We start from the raw sequence: 18,457 nt of genomic DNA, 5'->3' as shown, positions 1-18,457 counted from the left end.
AGGCGAAAACATCAATCAGTAGGCGAAACGCAGGCTCAGACCCACGCGGCGCGGCTGGGGCGAGAACGACTGCGGCAGGCGGCCCGTGGTGATGAACAGCGGGGCGTCGGAGTCGAGCAGGTTCTCGACGAACAGGCCGACGGATCCCCGCCCCTGCTCGATGGCCACCCGGCCGTCCAGCAGGGTGACGCCGCCCAGGTCGCGGCCCGAGCCAGGGCTGACGGACTCGAAGGTCGAGCGCGACTGGCCGACATAGGCGGCCGAGCCGTTGAGGATCAGGGCCGCCCCGCCCGGCAGCTCGCGGCGGGTCTCGCCCCAGACGGTGAAGGCCTCGCGCGGCACGGCCGGCAGGTGGTCGCCCTCGTGGCCGAGCCCGGCCATGGCGCCGGTGGTCTGATCCTGGGTCAGCACGGCCTCGGTGGCGGCGAGGTTGAAGCCGAGCTTCGAGACGCCGCGGCTCCAGACCATGTCGAACTCCGCGCCGTCGATGCGGGCGCGGCCCAGGTTGGTGACGAAGGCGAAGGCGCCGTTGGCGCTCGTCGCCGAATACTGCATGTCGCGCCAGTCGATGCTGTAGAGCGCGAGGTTCGCCGACAGCCGCCCGCCGGCCCAGCGCGACTTGAGGCCGAGCTCGCGGTTCCACAGCATGTCGGACCCGTAGGCCTGAAGCTCGGCCGGCAGGCCAGGGGCGGTGTTGACGCCGCCGGGGCGGAAGCCCTGCGAGATCTGAGCGTAGCCCATCAGCCGGGGCGTGAAGCGGCGCGAGGCCACGGCCTTCATGCTCCAGCCGTCCTCCTCGACCCGGTTGCGGAAATTCCCCCCCGATGTGTCGGAGATGACGTTGACCACCAGCACCCGGCCGACGGTCTTCTTGTCGTAGGCGAAGCGGCGGGCGCCGAGGGTGACGTCGGTCCGGTCGTCCACCGCCAGGGTCGCCTCGCCATAGGCCGCGACCTGGTCGAGGCGGGTGTCGACGATGCGGCGGCCGGTGTAGCCGGCGGCATCGACCGGCAGGCCGGTGACCGGGTCGGCGACGCGGACCTGGCTGTCGATGCTGTCGCGGCGGGTCTCGGAGAACAGGCCGACAGTCCATTGCAGCGCCCCCTCGTAGTCGGAGGTCAGGCGCGCCTCGCGCACGTCGGCGACGAGGTCGATGGGCTGGTACAGCAGGCCCGGCGTGCGGCTGTCGACGTAGGAGGCGTAGGCGCCCATCTGGCCCGCGTCGCAGGCGAGGCTGGAGCCGAGCGCCAGCCAGCGGGCGCAGCCGGCGGCGCTGCCGCGCTCGGACTGCAGGGTGCCGGTGTAGTCGATCTGGCGGATGTTGCGCCATTCGTAGCGGGCCAGGGAGGCCGAGAAGCGCACGCCCGGCAGGCGGCTCTCGAACGACAGGGCGCCGAACCACACCTGGCTGTCGAACGGAGTGCGGACGAAGTTGCGCGAGACGTGCGAGGGCTCGCCCGGCGCGCCGGCCCCGGTGTCGCGCAGCTTGGAGTCCTGGGCGGCCAGCAGCAGGTCGATCCGCATCTCGTCGCGAGGCCGCCAGGCGGCGGCCAGGCGCGCGCCGATGGTGCGGCCGGCGTTGACGCCGGTCAGGCCCAGGCGCGCGTTGTCGGCGAAGGCGGCCTCGTCGCGGCGGTAGGCCGTCAGGCGCACGGCGGCGCGGTCGTCGGCGAAGGTCTTGTTGGCCACGGCGGTCGCCGCCCCGCCGGCCCGGCCGCCGACGACGCCGCCTTCCAGTTCCAGGCCCGCCTGGTCGCGCGACAGGTCGGCGCGGTTGAAGGCCACCTTCACCGCCCCGCCCATGGCGCTGGAGCCGTAGAGCGTGCCCTGGGGCCCGCGCAGCACCTCCAGCCGGTCGACATCGACCAGCAGCAGGTCGGGGAACGAGCCGCCGGGATCGGCGGTGGTGCCGCTGGGTCCCGAGACCGGCACGTCGTTGTAATAGAGGGCCGTCGTCGCCTCGCCCGAGCCGTAGACGCCGCGCAGGGTCATGCGCATGCGGCCTACGCCCGTGCTGGTCAGGGTCAGGCCCGGCAGGCGCTGGGCGACGCGCTCGAAGGTCACCGCACCGGTGGCGTTCAGGGCCTCGCCGCCGATCACGCGCATCGACAGCGGCGTGCTCTGCTCGGGCATGGAGCGGCGCAGGGCGGTGACCATCACCGCATCGACCTCGGCGGTGGCGGGAGGCGCGGCGGCGGACGACGCGGCGGCGATGGCGCGCGGCGGCGCGGCCCGCTCGATCAACAGCCGGCCGCCATGCCGGCGGGCGACCAGGCCCGAACCGGCCAGCAGCCGCCGCAGGGCCTCGTCAGGCTCCAGCTGGCCGCGAACGCGGGGCGAGGACAGACCCACCACCAGGGCCGGGTTGAACAGGATCTCGGTGTCGGTCTGGGCGGAGAAGGACGTCAGGGCCCGCGCCATCGGCGTGCCCGCCGGAATGTCGACCCGGCGCGGCGCGGCCGCGACGGCGGCGGCCGGCGTCGCCATGGCGGCGAGCGCGAGCCAGCCCGCCAGGGCGGATCGACAATGACGTGTGTGCAAGACCCCCGGGGCTCCAGTACTCGGCAGCGCCCCTTCCTTCACCGCTGCGTTTCCCAAGGCCAGTCCCCTCGTCGCCGTTGGCCGGCGATCCCGTCCCCTCGCCCCCACCTGGACCCCCGCCTGGCGGACATTCCGGAGACTCTGCCTGTTAATCTGGCAGGCCGGGCGCCCCGACGGCAAGTGCGAGAACGTGGGTTGACCCGCTCGTCACGCTGCTGACGAATGATCGCAACAAAAAAGACTCGTTGTGTCGGGGACGACGTATGGCGCTGGCGAATCTGGCCGCTGGAGCGCGAGGGAGCGAGGGCCTGGCCCAAGCTTCCCTGCCCTACCAGCAGGCCCTGAGAGCTTTCTTCCGCCGCAGGGTGGAAGGCGGCGAGGTCGATGACCTCGTCCAGGAGGTTCTTCTCCGACTGCATAACCGCCGAGACGGCGGCGAAGTGTCGAACCTCGGCAGCTTCATCTTCCAGACCGCCACCAACGTCCTGCTCGACCGCCGTCGCCGCGACACCGTTCGCAAGCGCCAGGCCCACTGCGAGCTGGAGGAGATCCACCACCCGCTCGACGAGCTGTCGCCCGATCGGATCCTTCAGGCCAAGCAGGCGGCCGCCGTCGCCGCCGCGGCCCTTGGTGATCTTCCTTTAAGGACACGCGCTGCATTCATGCTCGTGCGTTTTGAAGGCATGAGTTACAAGGCGGCGGCCGCTCAACTGGGACTCTCAGTCAGCGCGGTCGAGAAACACGTCGCCAAGGCTCTCAAACACCTGACGAGCCGTCTGCAGGAACACGATGCGCCACACCGCCCCAAACCTGGCTTCTTCCGGTGAACCGGACGCCGCGGAATGGGTCGCGCGCCTGCACAACCGGCCGAACGACCTGGGCTTGCGGCGTGACTTCGATTCCTGGCTGAAGGCCGATCCGACCCACAAGGACGCTTTCGACTCCGCCGCCGACGCCTGGTCGCGCATCGGCGCGCTGTCGGACGAACCCGAGATTCTGGCCGCCCGCGCCTCGCTGAGGGCCGAACTGGCGGCCGATGTCCGCCGCCGCCGCGCCCGCCCGCAGATGCGCTGGGCCGCGGCGATCGCCGGCATGGTCATGGCCGGCGGCTTCGGCACGGCCCTGTGGCTGGCCACGGCCCCTTCCGATCATTCCGCCCCCGCGCTCGCCCCGGCCCAGACGGCCCAGGTCGTCTATCGCACCAATGTGGGCGAGCAGAAGAGCATCACCCTGGCCGACGGCTCGGTCGCCACCCTGTCGACCGACACCGTGCTGCGCGTCACCGAATGGGGCCAGCGCCGCGGCCTGACGCTCGATCGCGGCGAGGCCTTCTTCCAGGTGGCCAAGAACCCGCAGCGCCCGTTCGTGGTGACGGCGCAGGGCCGCACGGTCACGGCGCTGGGCACGGCGTTCAATGTGCGCATCGATCCGGGCGTCTGGTCGGTCAGCCTGCTGGAAGGCAAGATCCGCGTCGCCGATCCGATCGCCCACAACAGCGTCGACCTGCTGCCCGGCTCGCGCCTGGAACAGCGCGCCGGCGCGACCTGGGCGGTGGCCGCGGCCGACGTCTCGGCCCTGACCAGCTGGCGCCAGGGCAGCCTGACCTTCGACAACCAGCCGCTGTCGGAAATCGTCGGCGAGCTGAACCGCTATTCGGACCGCAAGATCCGCATCGCCTCGCCGCGCGTCGCCGCCACCCCGATGAGCGGCCGCTTCAAGACCGGCGACGTCGGCGGCTTCGTCGACGCCCTGTCGGCCTACGGCGCGGCCAAGGTGCGCCAGGGCGAAGGCGGCGAGATCGTCCTGGTTTCGCCGTAGCGGCGATCCACGTCCCTTCGGATCGAACTCTTCAGCCGCGGATCAACCCGACGAGGGCGCGTCGGGCCAGCAGCCTCTCGGCCGCCGGCCCACGCCGTTGTCACTCGCCGAAGCGGAAGCGCAGGCCCAGGCCGTAGTAGCGGCCCTCGTAACGGACATCGACCGGATAGGTCCGGTCGGGCGAGTAGTTGTTGTAGTTCTCGAACGGCTTGGCCAGCAGGTTGCTGACGTCGAGGCTGACGGTCAGTTGCTTGGAAATGTCGTAGCTCAAGGAGGCGTCGAGACGGGACGTCGCCCGCACCCCTACGCCGGTGTACTGCGAGCCGTCGGTCGCCTGACGGTAGTAGCTGACCCAGGGCGAGCGTCGATTGTAGGAGATGCGCCCCGTCACGCCGTTGCGCTCGTAGAACAGCGCGGCGTTGTAGGTCCACTTGGAAAGGCCCGTGATCTTGACGTAGGACGCATCGGCGCCGAGCGTCTGGGGGAACTGGTTCTTGCCGTCGATGTAGGTGACGTTGCCCTGGACGCCGAAGCCCTTGAAGGCCTCGGGCAGGAAGTCCAGGAAGGTCTGGGCGTTGACCTCGAAACCCTTGATCTTGCCCGCCCCGGAGTTTTCCGGACGGCTGATTTCGATCAGGCCATAGACCGGATCCTGGACCCGGCTGGTGTAGTTGCTCGTGAACCCGAAGAGGTCGCGATAGAAGCCGGCGACGGTGATGCTGCCCGTGCTGGAGAAATAGTACTCGGCGCTGATGTCGTAGTTCTTGGACGTGAGCGGCACGAGGTCGGGATTTCCGCCCGAGCCGTAGGCGTTGGGTTGCACCGGCGCGTTGGGATCGACCGGTTCGTTGGGGTCGCGAACGACCTGCGTGACGTTGAGGGCCGGGTTGAGCGCGCCGAAATCGACGCGGGTGCGGGTCTCGGTATAGCCCAGGCGCAGTTGCACCTTGTCGAGCGGCCGGATCCGCAGGCTGATGTTCGGCAGCACGTCCGTGTAGTTCTGCTCGATCGTCCTGGGGATCAGGCTCGTGGCGCCGTTGACCGAGACGCGCGAGACGCCGGAGTATTCGCCGACCGTCTGAACCACCCGGACGCCGGCCACGCCGTCGAACGCGATCGAACCCACGTCGAAGGCGTACTTGGCCTGGACGTACCCTGCGTAGCTCTGTTCGGTGGCGCTGAAGGCGCCGCCCTGGTCGAGGGGCACGTCCGGGCTGCTGAAGGCCGTCAGGGTGTCCTTGTAGCCCTGGTCGTTGGGATAGAGCGCGATCAGCTGCTGCAGGGCCTCGATCGAGCGTTGCCGCAGGGCGGCGGCGTTCGCCGCGATCCCCTCGCGGGTCGGCATCAGATACTGGGTGAAGCCTTGCGAGGAGCCGCGGAACGGATCCTCGATCATCTCCAGTTGGCCCACCGGCAGACTGGACAGCGCGATCTTCAACGGCAGCACCCAGGCGTAGCGCGAGCCCTGGATCAACGAGGCGTCACGATCGGTGTAGCGCAGCCCGAACTTGATCTCGGGCAGGAACGACAGGCGGGTGTCGAACACCGCGTCGCCGCGCCATTGGACCCCGCTGCCCTTGGCGATGTAGTGGCGCTCGTAATAGCCGCGCCAATAGTAGTTGGCCGGGTTGGCGGCGTCGAAACCGGTGAGGTCGAAGGCCGCGCCGTCCTTCTCGTTGAACTTGACGACCACGGTCGGCGCGGTGGTGAAGGCGCTGTCCAGGCTCCAGTTGCGGGCCTCGTACTCGCTGTCCTCGTAGGCGAGGTCGGTCGACAGGGTCAGGCGATCACCGCGCCAGACGGCGCCGACCGCGCCCTGGTAGGTGTTGGTGTGATCGGCGCCGGTCGAGCGATAGGCCTGGGGCGCGACGCCGCCGGTCTTGGTGAAGCCGGCGGCCTGGTCGGTGGTCCCCGGAACCAGCGTGACGTTCGTCAGGGTGGGGTCCTGCAGGACCGTGGAGTCCCAGTCGCGAAGATTGACGTCCAGGTTGTCGGTCGCCTGTCGGCCGCGGTAGCCCTGGTAGATCCCATCGAAATAGATCTCGAGCTTGTCGTTCGGCTTCCACTGGAGGGCGACGTTCGCCGAAGGCCGGTAGCGCTTGCCGCCGTCGTTATAGAGACCCACGGAGTGGGGATAGTAGAAGCTGTTGCCGGCGCTGGCCGGCGAGACGCTCGAGGCGGGGCTGACCTGGCGAATCCACTGATTGTTGTACCGCACGCCGTTGCGGTACTGCGACTGGGCGTAGGTGGCGTTGGCCAGGACGCCGATCTCGCCGATCGACGTGTCCCAGCGGTCCGAGAACAGGATGTTGCCGTTCGGGTCGAACTTCTCGGTCTGGTCGTTGTAGGTGAGGCGCACGCCGCCGCCGATGAACCGGCCCTTGAAATCGAGCGGTCGACGCGTGCGGACGTTGATCAGGCCGGCCAGACCCGGCTCGACGATGTCGGCGGTGCCGGACTTGTAGATCTCGATCCCCGCCAGGGCCTGGGCCGGGAAGTCCTGCAGCTGCACGCGACGCAGTTCGGCGGTGAAGATCTCGCGGCCGTTGTAGGTGGTGGCGACGTCGGGCAGGCCTCGGATCAGGACGCGATTGGCCTCGTCGCTGAAACGTTCGACCTGCACGCCGGAGATGCGCGCCAGGGTCTCGGCGGCCGTGTTGTCGGGAAGCTTGCCGATGTCTTCGGCGACGACCGCGTCGAGGATCGCGTCCGAGGTGCGCTTGATGGTCTGCGCCGAGCGCATGCTCTGGCGAAGGCCGGTCACGACGACCTCGGTCACGGCCGAGGTCTCCGTCGTATCGGTGGCTGTGTCCGTAGCCGCGGCCGTCGTTTGCGCGACCGCGGGCATGCCCAAAAGCGCCATCGGCGCGACCGACAGCATGAAGGCAATACGCTTCATCAATCCCTCCCATGTCGAGCGCGAGGTATTTTCCTCGTCGCTTCATTTGTCCGACTAAATGTGCAGAGCAATCATTTCCGGTCAATCCAATTGATATGATCAATGCGAAAATTGAAATGTGGATTTCACATTTCAGCAGATTTCGAAATCGTGTTCAGGGATGCGGACGCGCATAACCCCATACAAGGAAGGGAAGCTTGGCTTTTTCGGATGGGCGCTCGTTTCAGATGTCGATGCGGAGCGTCGGTTCGACAAAGGCGAGCGGCAGCAAGCTATACTCTGACAAAATGGAGTTTTCACCGGGCTCCGCTTGACCTTGCGGCACGCGCCGCGACGGGGGCGGAGGTCCCCGGCTCCGGGGCGGCGACGACCGGAGACGGAGCGCGCCCGCCCACTTTCTCCCCTCCCCGGTTGAGGAACGGCCTCCCCCCTGCGTCATGGAAGTAGACAGCGGCGCCGTTCGCGTCGCGTTCAGGGAGGCTTTTCGTGACTTCGATCTTCAAGACCGCCGCCGCAGGCTTGGTTTGCGCGCTGATGGCCTCGAGCGCCATGGCCGCGCCGCTGAGCGCCGCCCAGAAGACCCAGCTGAAGGCGAACGTCGACGCCTATACGCCGCAGATGAACGAGGCGGCCCTGAAGATCTGGGATTACGCCGAGCTCGGCTACCTGGAGGCCAAGAGCACGGTCGTGCTGCAGGACCAGCTGAAGGCCGCAGGCTTCGAGGTGAAGGCGGGCGTGGCCGACGAGCCGACCGCCTTCGTCGCCAGCTTCAAGCAGGGCAAGGGTCCGGTGATCGCGGTGCTGGCCGAGTTCGACGCCCTGCCGGGCCTGTCGCAGGCCGCCGTGCCGACCAAGACCCCGCGTGAAGGCACCGACAACGGCCACGGCTGCGGCCACAACCTGTTCGGCGCGGCCTCGGTGGCCGGCGCGGTCGCCCTCAAGCAGTGGATGATCCAGAACAAGGTGCAGGGCGAGATCCGCGTCTACGGCACGCCGGCCGAGGAAGGCGGTTCGGGCAAGGTCTACATGGTGCGCGAGGGTCTGTTCGACGACGTCGACGTGACCCTGCACTGGCACCCGGGTAACGAGAACTCGGCCCGCCAGGGCACCTCGATGGCCAATATCAGCGGCAAGTTCCGCTTCCGCGGCAAGTCCTCGCACGCCTCGGGCGCGCCGTGGGCCGGGCGCTCGGCGCTGGACGGCGTGGAGATTCTCGACACCGCCGCCAACTTCATGCGCGAGCACATCCCCGACGGCACGCGGATCCACTACGTGATCACCAACGGCGGCAAGGCCCCCAACGTCGTGCCCGACTTCGCCGAGGTCTACTACTACGTCCGCAACAGCGACCCGAAGGTCGTGGTCAGCGTCATGGACCGCGTCAAGAAGGCGGCCGAGGGCGCGGCCATGGCCACCGAGACGACGGTGGAGTTCGAGCAGACCGGCGGCGTCTACAACCTGCTGCCCAACGACGTGCTGGGCAAAGTGATGAACGACAGCCTGGTCAGCGTCGGCGGGATCACCTGGACGCCGGAAGAGACCGCGTTCGCCAAGACGCTCGCCAAGAGCCTGACCAACGGCGGCGGCGACCTGGCCTCGGTCGGCAAGATCGAACCCTACGCCCCGGCCGACATGAAGGGCGGCGTGGGCGGCTCGACCGACGTCTCGGACATCTCGTGGGTGACCCCGACGGTGGGCCTGTCGACGGCGACCTTCGTCCCCGGTTCGGCCGGCCACAGCTGGCAGAACGTGGCGGCGGCGGGCAACTCGATCGGCCTCAAGGGCGCGGCCGTGGCGGCCAAGACCCTGTCGATCACCGGCGCCGAGCTGTTCATGAACCCCAAGCTGATCGCCGACGCCAAGGCCGAGCTGAACAGCCGCCGCGGCGACGGCTTCCAGTACAAGGCCATGGTTGGCGACCGCAAGCCGCCGCTGGACTACCGCAAGGCCGGCGGGGCTGAATAAGCGCTTCGACCGCGTGAAGACGATGGGGCGGCAGGCTTGCTTGCCGCCCTTCTCTTTGCCCGCTCAGAGCAGCTTCGGGCCCAGGAAGATCGCCAGGGCCGCGACCAGCCAGGCGGCCAGGGCGCCGAGGATGGCCAGGCGGTAGTCGACCCGCTCGCTCAGCAGCCAGGCGACGCCGAGGAAGACGAGATAGGCCGGGATGGTCTTGGCGCCGGCCAGGCACGCGGTCCTGAACCCGCCCGGCTCGCCCTTCGAACCGACCGCCAGCAGGGCGATGATGGCGAAGGTCGGCGCCAGCGGCAGGATGCCGGGCAGGACGTTGCCCTTCTTCGAGGCCAGCACGATCAGGGCGGTGACGAGACCGCCAAGCAGCCCCTTCCACAGAACCTCCAGCAAAATCGGCATCAGGCCTGGACGCCCCGCGCCCGCAGCTTGGCCTTCAGTTCGCGGATCGGACGGGCCAGCAGGAAGCCGAACGACACCGCGCCCTCCTTGGTGTGGACGGCGTGGTGGATGCGGTGAGCCTGGATCAGGCGCTTCCAGTAGGCCGACTTGCCCAGCGGGACCTTGAAGCGCTGGTGCACCATGCCGTCGTGGAAGATGAAATAGACCGCGCCATAGGCGGTGATCCCCAGGCCGACAGGCAGCAGCCACGGCAGGCCGCCGTTGGTCCCGAACCAGATGGCGACGATGGCGGGCGCGGCGAAGACCACCGCGAACAGGTCGTTCAGCTCGAAGGCGCCGTGGCGGGGCTCGTGGTGCGAGCGGTGCCAGACCCACAGGAAGCCGTGCATGACGTACTTGTGGGTGAACCAGGCGAAGCCTTCCATGAAGGCGAAGGCGGCCAGGAACAGGGCGACCTGAAGTCCGAAGGTGACCATCGCTTTCCTACTCTGGAGACCGCCGCCTGATCGGATCAGGCTTTTGCGGACTCATCCTTGCCCTGGCTCAAATCTAGCGCTGCGGATCGCGCGACAGGGCCTGGGCGACGCCGAGACCCGTCGCGCCGACGGCGGCCAGCACGATCCAGGCCTTATACACCGACGCGATCCCGCCGTCGCGCCAGAGCACGGCCTGATAGGCGTCGATGACCCAGGCGTGGGGCGTCAGCCAGCCCAGGCTCTGCAGCCAGGCGGGCATGAGGAAGCGCGGCGCCATGCTGCCGCCGATCGCCGCCAGCACCAGGATCACGAAGGTCGACAGCATCTGGGCCTGGTCGCGCGTGCGGCACAGCGAGACGAGGCCGAGCGCCAGGCCCGCCGAGCAGACGCCGGCCGCCAGGGTGGTGGGCAGCCACAGGGCGAAGTGCTGGAGCGCCTCGACGCCGTAGACGGCTTGGGCGACCACGAAGATCATCACCGCCTGCACAATGGCCTGGGCGGTCAGGAACAGGAACTTGCCGGTGACCACCGGCCCCATGCCGGCCACGCCCGCCAGCAGGCGGTCGGCGACGCCGGCGCGGCGCTCCTCCATCAGCGACAGCGCCCCCTGCATGGCCGAGAACAGGGCGAACAGGATCATCACCGCCCCGGCGTAATAGGCGATCACCGCCCCGCCCTTGCGGGCGCCGGCGATCTGCTCGCGGTCGAAGAGGTCTTCCTTCAGCGCCGGCGGCTTGGCGCGCAGCTGAGCGGCGGCGGCGGCGATGCGGGCGGACTGGACGGGCGAGAGCTCGCCCAGAGCCGGCGTCAGGGCCTCGACCGAGCGACGCAGGGCCGCGTCGGGGGCGGCGGCGGCCAGGGCCTGCTGGGTGCGGGCCTGGGCCAGGGGCGCGGCCACGGCACGGGACGGGTCGGCGACGATCAGGAACGGCTTGCCCGGCGCGGCGGGGTCGGCGCGGATGACGAGGCCGACATCGACCTGTCCGGACTTGACCCTGGCCCGTACGGCGGCGGGATCGGGCGCGGTCTCGGCGCGGACGTCGGGGCTCTTGAGCAGGGCGGCGGCGACCCGGCGAGAGGCGTCGGTCTTGGCGAGATCGGTCACGGCCAGCTTGGGCTGGAGATTGTCGCCCGAGGTTCCGGCGAACACCGACGAGAAGATCAGGAACACCAGCGGCGGCAGCAGGAAGGTCATGACCAGGGCCGCGCGGTCACGCCACAGCTCAAGCGCCATGACCCGCATCATGGCCAGCGCCATCAAGGCCCGGGTCTTCATGCGGCCTTCCGGTCGGCGACGAGGGTGAAGAGGTTGGCCAGGGACGGCTCACGCACGCGGATCTCGCGCGGGGCCAAACCGAGCTTGCGCAGACGGGCGTCCAGGCGCCCGGCCGCCGCGTAGCCGCCGGCGTCGAGGCGGGTCCAGACGCCCGGACGGCGGGTCGGCTCCAGCCCCTCGGCGGCCAGGCGGATCTCGCCGGCGGTGTCGAGGCCTTCCGACAGATGGACCAGGATCTCCATCTGGTCGCCATAGGCCTCGGCGACCAGGGCGCGCGGCTCGCCCTCCAGCACCATGCTCCCGTCGCGCAGGAAACCGACGCGGTCGGCCAGGGCGCCGGCCTGGTCCAGGTCGTGGGTGACGATCAACACGGCGACGCCCAGGTCGCGCAGGTCGCGGATCACTGCGTCGACGGCCTCGCGGGCGTCGATGTCGACCCCGACCGTCGGCTCGTCGAGGATCAGCAAGGTGGGCTGGTGGACGATGGCGGCGGCGATGTTGGCGCGGCGCTGGAAGCCGCCCGACAGGGTGCGGACCGGGGCGTCGGCCCGCTCCAGCGTGCGGGTCAGCTCCATGGCCCGGCGCACGGCGGCGGGGATGGCGGCGCGCGGCACGCCGGCCAGGACGGCGAAGGTCTCGATGTTCTCGCGCACCGACAGGTTGGCGTAGAGGGCGATCTCCTGCGGCACGAGGCCAAGCCCTGCGCGCGCGGCGGGGGTGCGGGCCGGGTCGGCGCCGTTGAGGCGCACGCTGCCGGCGTCGGGCTTCAAACGACCACAGATGGCGCGCACCAGGGTGGTCTTGCCGGCGCCGTTGTGGCCCAGCAGGGCGTAGATCTCGCCCGGATGCAGGGTCAGATCGACGCCCTTCAGCACCCGGCGCTGACCGTACGACCGAACCACGCCTGCAGCGACCAGAATGGGGTCTGGGATCACGCCGCCGCCTTGCGCGCGGCGAACAGCCGGCCGGCGTAGGGACCCAGCAGCCCGCCGCCGCCGGCGCACGCCAGGGCGGCCTCGGCCGCGGAGAGGTGCTCTTCCATGGCCGCGCGGGCGCCGGCCAGGCCCAGACGCGAGACGGCCGTGGTCATGGCGGCGTCCTTGCCGACATCCTTGCCGGCGGCCTCGACCGAGCCCTCGGCGTCGATGATGTCGTCGCGGATCTGGAAGGCCAGGCCCACCCGGCGGGCGAACTCGCCGACCTGTTCGACGGCGGCCGCGTCGGCCCCGCCGATCAGGGCCCCGACCTGGGCGGCGGCGATGATCAGCACGCCGGTCTTCTCGTGGTTCAGGCGGTCGATGGCGGCCATGTCGCGCAGCTGGTCGCGGTCGAGCAGGTCGCGGGCCTGGCCGGCCACCAGGCCCATGAAGCCGACGGCCTCGGCGGCGCGCGCCACGATCTCGGCCCGCAGCTCGCCAGGCAGCGCCTTGTCAGCGGCGATGACGGCATAGGCCTGGTTCAGCAGACCGACGCCCGCGAGGATGGCGGTGGCCTCGTCGAAGGCACGGTGGATGGTCGGCAGGCCGCGACGCAGGCCCGCGTCGTCCATGGCCGGCAGGTCGTCGAGCACCAGCGAAGCGGCGTGGATCATCTCGAAGGCGCAGGCCGCGTCCAGCGCGGCGCCTTCATTGGCGCCGAAGGCCTCGGCGGCCAGCAGCACCAGCATCGGACGGAAACGCTTGCCCGGGGCCAGCAGCGAGTAGCGCACCGCCTCGACCAGACGGTCGGGCGCGGTGCCCGGCGCGGGCGCCAGCTCGGCCAGGCGACGATCGACGCGAGCGCGCAGGGCCTCGACCCGCGTCGGGAGTCCCTGTTGGATTTGTTGCAACGTGCCCTGGTCGTCCATCTCGCGAGTCGCGCCGTACGTAGCCACCCCGTCGCGGGCGATTCATTTGAAGGCGCCCCGCCGCTGCGTCAACCCAAGCGGGTTGCGGTATGCGGGTCTTGACCCGACGCCCGAGGGGCGCGTCCATGGCGGCATGTCCAAGCCCCTCCCCGCTCCCGCCGCCCACGCCCGCGAGATCCTGGCCCGCCTGGGCGTCGACCTGTCCGCCGACGGCGGCAGCCCGGTGCGCTCGCCGATCGACGGCCAGGTCCTGGCCCATGTCGCCTTCGACGACGCCAAGGCCATCGAGGCCAAGGTCGCCGGCGCGGCGCGGGCCTTCCGGACCTGGCGCTGCGTTCCGGCCCCGCGCCGGGGCGAACTGGTGCGGCTGTTCGGCGAGGAGCTGCGGGCCGCCAAGGCCGACCTCGCCGCTCTGGTGACGCTGGAGGCCGGCAAGATCGCCTCCGAAGGCGCCGGCGAGGTGCAGGAGATGATCGACATCTGCGACTTCGCCGTCGGCCTGTCGCGACAGCTGCACGGCCTGACCATCGCCTCGGAGCGTCCCGGCCACGCCATGCGCGAGACCTGGCACCCGCTGGGTCCTGTCGCGGTGATCAGCGCCTTCAACTTCCCGGTCGCGGTGTGGGCCTGGAATGCCTGCCTGGCCCTGGTCTGCGGCGATCCGGTGGTCTGGAAGCCGTCGGAGAAGACGCCGCTGACGGCGCTGGCCACCCAGGCCCTGCTGGAACGGGCGTTGGCCCGCTTCGGCGACGAAGCGCCGGCGGGCCTGTCGAGCGTAGTGCTGGGCGGCCGCGACGCCGGCGAGCGCCTGGCTCGCGATCCGCGCATCCCTCTCGTCTCGGCGACCGGCTCGACCCGCATGGGCAAGGCCGTCGCCCCGCTGGTGGCCGAGCGCTTCGGCCGCTCGATCCTGGAGCTGGGCGGCAACAACGCCATGATCGTGACGCCCAGCGCCGACCTCTCCCTCGCTTTGCGCGCAATCGTGTTCTCGGCCGCCGGCACGGCGGGCCAGCGCTGCACGTCCCTGCGTCGGCTGATCGTGCACGAGAGCCTGGTCGACAAGGTGAGCGACGCCGTCGCCGCCGCCTTCGAGCGCCTGCCGGCCGGCGATCCGCGCAAGGACGGGGTGCTGCTGGGTCCGTTGATCGACAAGGGGGCCTACGAGGCCTTCGTCCACGCCCTCGACCAGGCCCGGGCCGACGGCGCCGATGTGGCCGGCGGCGAACGGCTGCGCGAGGCCGAAGCGCCGGAAGCCTTCTACGTCCGCCCGGCCGTGGCCCGCCTGCCCGCGCCGACGGCCGGCATGGCCCGCGAGACCTTCGCGCCGCTGCTCTACATCGTGCCCTATTCGGACTTCGACGAGGCGGTGGCGATCCAGAACGACGCGCCCCAGGGCCTGTCGTCCTGCGTGATGACCAACGACGTGCGCGAGGCCGAGGGGTTCCTCAGCCCCTGGGGCAGCGACTGCGGCATCGCCAACGTCAATATCGGCCCGTCTGGCGCCGAGATCGGCGGGGCGTTCGGCGGTGAGAAGGAGACCGGCGGCGGGCGCGAGAGCGGCTCCGACAGCTGGAAGCAGTACATGCGCCGCCAGACCGCCACGGTGAACTATTCCGGCGCCCTGCCCCTGGCCCAGGGGGTGCGGTTCGACCTGTAGGGAGCTTGGCCATATCAACTCTTGGAGAAGGTGAGAAAATTCACACTCCCAGGTTGTTGCGCGAACTAGCGTGCGCCCGCTCATTCCGAGCCGGAGGCAACGTCATGTCGGCCTATCCCATCGCCATCTACGGCAACGGCCTGTTCCAGGACGGCTATCCCACCCCGCCCGTGCCCTATGCCGAGCAGGCGGCGCAGCTGAACCAGGGCATCACCACCGTGATCCTGTGGTCGATCCACATTCACGACGGCGGCGACCTCTATCTGAACGACACGCTGTTCGTGCAGGACGGCAAGATCCAGTACGCCACCGACGGCAAGAGCGGGGTCAATCCGGACTTCCCCGAGCTGATCAAGGCGCTGATGACCGGCGGCAGCGTGCGCGACCTGATCGTCTCGGTCGGGGCCTGGGGCACCACCAGCGACTTCACCGCCTGGCTGGGCTCGCGCGACGCGGTGAAGACCAACCTGGCGGCGCTGAAGTCGGCCTTCGGGGTCAGCGGCGTCGACTTCGATTACGAGTCCCAGACCGGCTACACCAACGACGAGCAGACCATGATCGTCACCCTGACGCTCGACGTCGGGTCGCTGGGCCTCTACGCCACCTACTGCCCCTACACCGCGACCGACTTCTGGACCGGCGCGCTCAGCGCGGTCTACGTCCAGAACGGCCAGTCCCAGATCGTCAAGTGGATGAACCTGCAGTGCTATGCGGGCGGCGCCAGCAACACGCCGAGCGACTGGATCGCGGCCGTGCAGGCAACGCCGAACACGGGCGTGACCAACCCCGGCGCGTTCATCGTGCCGGGCTATGCGGTGGAAGGCGCCGACGGCGGCGATCCCAGCTATATCGAGCAGGCCTTCGCCCAGTCGGCGGGAACCGGCGTCACTGGCGGCTTCCTGTGGAACAGCGGCGGCATCTGGTCGACCGAAGCCGGCGGCGGCGGTGAACCGACCCCGGCCGACTACGCCCAGGCGATCACCGCCGGCCTCGGCGCGACGGCGACCGCGCGCGAGCCGGTGGACGCCTGACGCCCAGGCCCTGAAGACCCTCGCCTCTCGGGTTCGCCCGGGAGGCGAGGTTTGTGGGTCGCGCCGCCGGACGCATCACCCTAGGGTAACCTCGCCCCCAACGGAGACGAGGTAACGCGTGGAGACTGTCGAGATCGTTCTGGCCCTGCTGGCCGCCGTCGTCCTGAGCGGCGCCGCCGCCCGGTTCCTGCCCCTCGCCGTTCCCGCGCCCCTGGTGCAGATCGGCCTGGGCGCGCTGATCGCCCTGGTCACCAAGACGCCGGTCTCGCTCGATCCGCATCTCTTCTTCCTGCTGTTCCTGCCGCCGCTGCTGTTCCTCGACGGCTGGCGGATCCCCAAGGACGAGTTCTTCAAGGACTTGCCGGTGATCCTGGAGCTGGCCCTGGGCCTGGTCGTGCTGACCGTGGTCGGGGCCGGGTTCTTGATCCACTGGATGATCCCGGCCATGCCGCTGGCCGTGGCCTTCGCCCTGGCCGCGGTGATCTCGCCGACAGATCCGATCGCGGTGTCGGCCATCGCCCAGCGGGTGCCGATCCCCAAGCGGCTGATGCACATCCTGGAGGGCGAGTCGCTGCTGAACGACGCCTCGGGCCTCGTTTGCCTGCGCTTCGCCATCGCCGCGGCCCTGACCGGCAGCTTCGTGCTGCACGAGGCGGTGCTGAACTTCGCCTGGGTGGCCCTGGCCGGCGTCGTCGTCGGCGTGGCCACCACACTGGTCGTGACCACCCTGAACGCCTGGCTGACCCGCTCGGGCGCCGAGGACGCCGGCCCGCAGACCCTGATCAGCCTGCTGATCCCGTTCGCCGCCTATCTGCTGGCCGAGCGGGTGCACGCCTCGGGCATCCTGGCCGCCGTCGCCGCCGGGGTGGCGATGAGCTTCTCGGAAGTCGCCCGCCAGACGGTGGCCGCCACCCGCGTCCGCCGCAACATGGTGTGGGACACCCTGCAGTTCACCGCCAACGGCGTGATCTTCGTGCTGCTGGGCGAGCAGCTGCCGTCGATCCTGGCCGGGGCGGTCGAGACCGTGCAGACCACGGGACACCACGAGCCGTGGTGGCTGGCCGTCTATGTGGTCGCCATCACCCTGAGCCTTGGCGCCCTGCGTTTCGCCTGGGTGTGGGGCTCGCTGAAGCTGACCCTGCTGCGCGCCAAGCGTCGCGGCGACGAGCGGTCCAGCCCGGACTGGAAGATCATCGCCGCCACCGCCTGCGCCGGGGCGCGCGGGGCCATCACCCTGGCCGGCGTGCTGACCCTGCCGCTGGTCACCGCCTCGGGCGAGGCCTTCCCCGCTCGGGACCTGGCCATCTTCCTGGCGGCCGGCGTCATCGTGCTGTCGCTGTTGATCTCGGCGACCGCCCTGCCCCTGCTGATGAAGAACCTGCAGCTGCCGCCCGACACCGCCAGCCACGAGCAGGCCGAACGCGCCCGCGAGGCCCTGGCCATCGCCGCCGTCCAGGCCGTGGAACAGATGCAGGCCGCCTCGCCGCATGCCGCCGACGCCGACTTCCAGACGGCCTCGGCCCGGGTGGTCGACATCTATCGCGACCGCCTGGACGGCCTGGCCCAGACCGGAGAGGCCGCCGTCGCCGCTCGTCGCGGACGCGGTTTCGAGAAGGAGGTGCGGCTGGTGGCCCTGCAGGCCGAGCGGCAGGCGCTGCACGGACTGATCCGACAACGCACGCTGGATGGGGAAGCGCAGGCCCGGCTGACGCGGGAGATCGATCTGGCGGAGGCGAGGCTGAGGGTTTGACCTGGATCCTCCCCCTGAAGGGGGAGGCAGCCCGGATGGCCGAAGGGGGAAGTCCCCTCCTCCCGTAAAATCCCCGCGAAAGCGGGGACCCAGGCTTTTTCTGCAACCCGCCGCGCTCGACGATAAAACACCTGGGTCCCCGCTTTCGCGGGGATTTTGCGGATTTGAGAGGAAGGCAGGCTCACTTCCCCCTCAGTCGCTCCGCGACAGCTCCCCCAGAGGGGGAGCATCTCGCGCCGCGCTACAGCGGAATGTTGTCGTGCTTCTTGGCCGGATTAGTCAGCACCTTGCCCTTGAGCGAGTGCAGCGCCCGGACGATGCGCTTGCGGGTGCCGTGAGGCATGATGACGTCGTCGACATAGCCGCGTGAGGCGGCCACGAACGGGTTGGCGAAGCGGTCCTTGTATTCGGCCTCGCGGGCGGCCAGCGCCTCGGAATCCTTGGCCTCCTGGCGGAAGATGATCTCGACCGCCCCCTTGGCCCCCATCACCGCGATCTCGGCCGTCGGCCAGGCGTAGTTGACGTCGCCGCGCAGGTGCTTGGAGCTCATCACGTCATAGGCCCCGCCATAGGCCTTGCGGGTGATCAGGGTGACCTTGGGCACGGTGGCCTCGGCGTAGGCGAAGAGCAGCTTGGCGCCGTGCTTGATCAGGCCGCCGTACTCCTGCTTGGTGCCCGGCATGAAGCCCGGCACGTCGACCAGGGTGACGATCGGGATCTCGAAGGCGTCGCAGAACCGCACGAAGCGGGCGGCCTTGCGGGAGCTGTCGATGTCGAGCACGCCGGCCAGCAC

14 protein-coding genes are annotated in these 18,457 nt (G+C 69.9%); 6 read left to right on the top strand and 8 right to left on the bottom strand.

Annotation, left to right across the window (positions count from 1 at the left end; translation table 11 throughout):
- Positions 1–15 precede the first annotated feature (15 nt).
- On the bottom strand, positions 16–2,541 hold the full coding sequence (locus AC1RRS_RS22715; RefSeq protein ID WP_492857153.1) for a TonB-dependent receptor: 2,526 nt from the start codon (positions 2,539–2,541) through the stop codon (positions 16–18).
- 263 nt (positions 2,542–2,804) lie between these two features.
- Here AC1RRS_RS22715 and AC1RRS_RS22710 point away from each other — a divergent pair, with 263 nt between their 5' ends.
- Complete coding sequence (locus AC1RRS_RS22710; protein ID WP_487289654.1) at positions 2,805–3,368, top strand: RNA polymerase sigma factor; 564 nt, start codon at positions 2,805–2,807, stop codon at positions 3,366–3,368.
- On the top strand, positions 3,331–4,359 hold the full coding sequence (locus tag AC1RRS_RS22705; protein WP_492857152.1) for a FecR family protein: 1,029 nt from the start codon (positions 3,331–3,333) through the stop codon (positions 4,357–4,359). Before AC1RRS_RS22710 ends, AC1RRS_RS22705 begins: the two co-directional genes overlap by 38 nt.
- Before the next feature lie 100 nt (positions 4,360–4,459).
- Here AC1RRS_RS22705 and AC1RRS_RS22700 read toward each other — a convergent pair whose 3' ends face one another.
- Positions 4,460–7,258 carry a TonB-dependent receptor gene (locus AC1RRS_RS22700; protein ID WP_492857151.1) on the bottom strand — a complete coding sequence of 933 codons (2,799 nt, stop codon included), beginning with the start codon at positions 7,256–7,258 and terminating at the stop codon, positions 4,460–4,462.
- Positions 7,259–7,792: 534 nt separating this feature from the next.
- Between AC1RRS_RS22700 and AC1RRS_RS22695 the strand changes: the two genes are divergently transcribed.
- Positions 7,793–9,223 (top strand): amidohydrolase, encoded by a 1,431-nt coding sequence (locus AC1RRS_RS22695; protein WP_110122126.1) that lies wholly within the window; start codon positions 7,793–7,795, stop codon positions 9,221–9,223.
- Positions 9,224–9,286: 63 nt separating this feature from the next.
- Here AC1RRS_RS22695 and AC1RRS_RS22690 read toward each other — a convergent pair whose 3' ends face one another.
- The 5 genes from AC1RRS_RS22690 to AC1RRS_RS22670 all read right to left on the bottom strand — a co-directional run bounded on the left by AC1RRS_RS22690 (position 9,287) and on the right by AC1RRS_RS22670 (position 13,208).
- Complete coding sequence (locus AC1RRS_RS22690; RefSeq protein WP_487289650.1) at positions 9,287–9,628, bottom strand: GlpM family protein; 342 nt, start codon at positions 9,626–9,628, stop codon at positions 9,287–9,289.
- Positions 9,628–10,104: a sterol desaturase family protein gene (locus AC1RRS_RS22685; protein ID WP_487289648.1), complete on the bottom strand. Its 477-nt coding sequence runs from the start codon at positions 10,102–10,104 to the stop codon at positions 9,628–9,630. Before AC1RRS_RS22685 ends, AC1RRS_RS22690 begins: the two co-directional genes overlap by 1 nt.
- Positions 10,105–10,177: 73 nt before the next feature.
- Positions 10,178–11,380, bottom strand: a complete 1,203-nt coding sequence (locus tag AC1RRS_RS22680) for an ABC transporter permease (RefSeq protein ID WP_492857150.1) — start codon at positions 11,378–11,380, stop codon at positions 10,178–10,180.
- Positions 11,377–12,315, bottom strand: coding sequence for an ABC transporter ATP-binding protein (locus AC1RRS_RS22675; protein ID WP_492857149.1), 939 nt, complete (start codon positions 12,313–12,315; stop codon positions 11,377–11,379). Before AC1RRS_RS22675 ends, AC1RRS_RS22680 begins: the two co-directional genes overlap by 4 nt.
- Positions 12,312–13,208: a polyprenyl synthetase family protein gene (locus AC1RRS_RS22670; RefSeq protein ID WP_492857147.1), complete on the bottom strand. Its 897-nt coding sequence runs from the start codon at positions 13,206–13,208 to the stop codon at positions 12,312–12,314. Before AC1RRS_RS22670 ends, AC1RRS_RS22675 begins: the two co-directional genes overlap by 4 nt.
- 151 nt (positions 13,209–13,359) lie before the next feature.
- Here AC1RRS_RS22670 and amaB point away from each other — a divergent pair, with 151 nt between their 5' ends.
- The 3 genes from amaB (at position 13,360) to AC1RRS_RS22655 (ending at position 17,664) form a co-directional block, all read left to right on the top strand.
- Positions 13,360–14,883, top strand: coding sequence for an L-piperidine-6-carboxylate dehydrogenase (gene amaB / locus AC1RRS_RS22665; RefSeq protein ID WP_492857146.1), 1,524 nt, complete (start codon positions 13,360–13,362; stop codon positions 14,881–14,883).
- Positions 14,884–14,987: 104 nt separating this feature from the next.
- Positions 14,988–15,914 (top strand): hypothetical protein, encoded by a 927-nt coding sequence (locus AC1RRS_RS22660; RefSeq protein ID WP_492857145.1) that lies wholly within the window; start codon positions 14,988–14,990, stop codon positions 15,912–15,914.
- Positions 15,915–16,032: 118 nt separating this feature from the next.
- Positions 16,033–17,664, top strand: a complete 1,632-nt coding sequence (locus AC1RRS_RS22655; RefSeq protein ID WP_492857144.1) for a Na+/H+ antiporter — start codon at positions 16,033–16,035, stop codon at positions 17,662–17,664.
- Between the two features lie 241 nt (positions 17,665–17,905).
- On the opposite strand, the gene AC1RRS_RS22650 is transcribed toward AC1RRS_RS22655, so the two are convergent.
- Positions 17,906–18,457 (bottom strand): carboxyl transferase domain-containing protein (locus AC1RRS_RS22650; protein WP_492857143.1); only part of this gene is annotated, 552 nt, incomplete at its 5' end.

This window comes from Caulobacter sp. GW821-FHT12A07 (assembly GCF_058807655.1).
The sequence above is the reverse complement of the archived record's forward strand: the minus strand, read 5'-3'. Positions and strand labels throughout refer to the sequence as shown.

What these genes read in the sequence shown, in the direction of transcription:
- AC1RRS_RS22685 (WP_487289648.1), bottom strand. Translation starts at nt 10,104, where the DNA reads ATGGTCACCTTCGGACTTCAGGTCGCCCTGTTCCTGGCCGCCTTCGCC.
- AC1RRS_RS22680 (WP_492857150.1), bottom strand. Translation starts at nt 11,380, where the DNA reads ATGAAGACCCGGGCCTTGATGGCGCTGGCCATGATGCGGGTCATGGCG.
- amaB (WP_492857146.1), top strand. Translation starts at nt 13,360, where the DNA reads ATGTCCAAGCCCCTCCCCGCTCCCGCCGCCCACGCCCGCGAGATCCTG.
- AC1RRS_RS22690 (WP_487289650.1), bottom strand. Translation starts at nt 9,628, where the DNA reads ATGCCGATTTTGCTGGAGGTTCTGTGGAAGGGGCTGCTTGGCGGTCTC.
- AC1RRS_RS22695 (WP_110122126.1), top strand. Translation starts at nt 7,793, where the DNA reads ATGGCCTCGAGCGCCATGGCCGCGCCGCTGAGCGCCGCCCAGAAGACC.
- AC1RRS_RS22705 (WP_492857152.1), top strand. Translation starts at nt 3,331, where the DNA reads ATGCGCCACACCGCCCCAAACCTGGCTTCTTCCGGTGAACCGGACGCC.
- AC1RRS_RS22710 (WP_487289654.1), top strand. Translation starts at nt 2,805, where the DNA reads ATGGCGCTGGCGAATCTGGCCGCTGGAGCGCGAGGGAGCGAGGGCCTG.
- AC1RRS_RS22700 (WP_492857151.1), bottom strand. Translation starts at nt 7,258, where the DNA reads ATGAAGCGTATTGCCTTCATGCTGTCGGTCGCGCCGATGGCGCTTTTG.
- AC1RRS_RS22660 (WP_492857145.1), top strand. Translation starts at nt 14,988, where the DNA reads ATGTCGGCCTATCCCATCGCCATCTACGGCAACGGCCTGTTCCAGGAC.